The organism is Schwartzia sp. (in: firmicutes) (assembly GCF_978017985.1).
On sequence record NZ_CDXDFU010000018.1, the window covers coordinates 1 to 1,664 of the forward strand.

Sequence of the window (1,664 nt, forward strand, 5' to 3'; positions counted from 1 at the left end):
CCTACAGGGCAGACCGCCGCGCATCGTCCGCAGGGATAATGAAATTCCTGCTTCAGCTGCTGGTGATAAAGCGCGCATTTGTGTTTGTCCATGTTCGCCACAGGCTCGCCCTTCTTCCACGTAAAAGCCTGCATCGGACACGCCCTGATACATGCCTGACAGCGGATACACACATCCTCCTTCAGCATTCGGCCGGCAGGAAGCTCAGCGTCCGTGATTATTGATACGAGGCGGATACGCGGTCCGTACTTTTTTGTTATAAGCGTATGATTAAGACCTATAGTACCCAGCCCTGCGTAATATCCTGCTATCACATGTGAGAAGGCTGCCTCAGGCCGCTTAACCAGCGCTGAAATATCTCCGTAGCAGTCCCGTGGGAAAAAGTGCGCCCTGTAGCCTTCCTCATTCAAAAAATTGGCGATACGGTACGAAACATCATCCAGAAGACGGTTTGTTGTGTTATAAAGCTCCGAATACACAACCGAAGGAGTCGTCTCAATCATACCCGGGAAAATCTGCACCGCAAGCACGATGACATTTTTCGCCCAGGGCCATATATTCTGCGGCCAAAACTCCTCATCATTCAGATGAAACTCCTTCCATCTCTCCACAGGAGCTATTCCGATGAGATTGATGTCCAGAGCTTTTGCCCGCCTTTTGATTCTGTCTCTCAGTTTTTCTTTTTCTGTTGCCATTGCTCATTCCCCATTCCATAACTCTGCTTTGTTCATTTCAAATTCAGCTTGTAAACACCGCCGTTGCACAGCGGGCAGTAAGAACGCTGTATGCATCCGTGTCCGATGAAGCGGATATCATTCTCCTGCATAACCCTTTGCAGGGCTTCCCCGTAATTAAGCTCCCTCGGCAGCAAAATCTTTTCCGAGGTACAGAAGCCTGCTTTTTCAAAGCCCACCGAGGTTTTGTTGCACAGATGAATCACAATATGCTCTGTTGCCGCCTCGATTTTTTTCAGTACCTCATAGGATATCTCTCCGCAAAGCTCCTGATATATCTTCGGTGAAATCAAATCGCTGGCAACCGTCGGGTCTGCGTAGGAGAGAAGGTCCACTCCGTGTGCCTCCGCTTCCCTTGCGTACCGCGCGAGCTCATTTCCGATGATTTCACTCAGCTCCCTCAGCCTTTCCTTCTTTCTGTAGAGACCTTTGTATATCTGTTTCGAAGGACCCAGCTGTCCTAAAACGGTAAACGGCCCTTCGATATTCAGCATTATCTTCTCTCCCATATCATGAAGAATTGCCGCTGCCCTTAATACTTCCTTCACCCTGCCGCTGGTAAAATCCATGTGCGGCAGCTCTTTGATTTCATCAATGGTCTCATACCTGAAATGTGTTATCGCGGGGACGCCGTAGAGAGGACTAAGCTCCACCTCTGCCCCGAAGCCTTCCGCCTCTATCGTCACGCAGAACGGCAGCTTTACCCATTCATCATGATTCAGCCGCTTTACCTCAAGCGCTGCCTTTATCATGTCCTCAGCCTGTCCGAATACCGCCGCATACCGTGCGCCCGCGTTGGAGCAAAGCTCCTCGGTAATAGGTCTGTCAGGTTCCCCGAGACATTCAAAGCTCAGTTCATCATCCATACTGCCGCCCCCTTTCCAATTCGCCAAAAAACAAAAGGAGGCTCTGCGGCAGACTAAATAAGCC

At 50.2% G+C, this 1,664-nt stretch carries 2 protein-coding genes; both read right to left on the reverse strand.

Annotated features, from left to right (window positions below; translation table 11 throughout):
• Positions 1–695, reverse strand: a 695-nt coding sequence (locus tag ACY69O_RS00770; protein WP_462331566.1) for a 4Fe-4S dicluster domain-containing protein, incomplete at its 3' end; no start/stop codon positions are given.
• Positions 696–727: 32 nt separating this feature from the next.
• Positions 728–1,600 (reverse strand): uroporphyrinogen decarboxylase family protein, encoded by an 873-nt coding sequence (locus ACY69O_RS00775; protein WP_462331567.1) that lies wholly within the window; start codon positions 1,598–1,600, stop codon positions 728–730.
• Positions 1,601–1,664 lie beyond the last annotated feature (64 nt).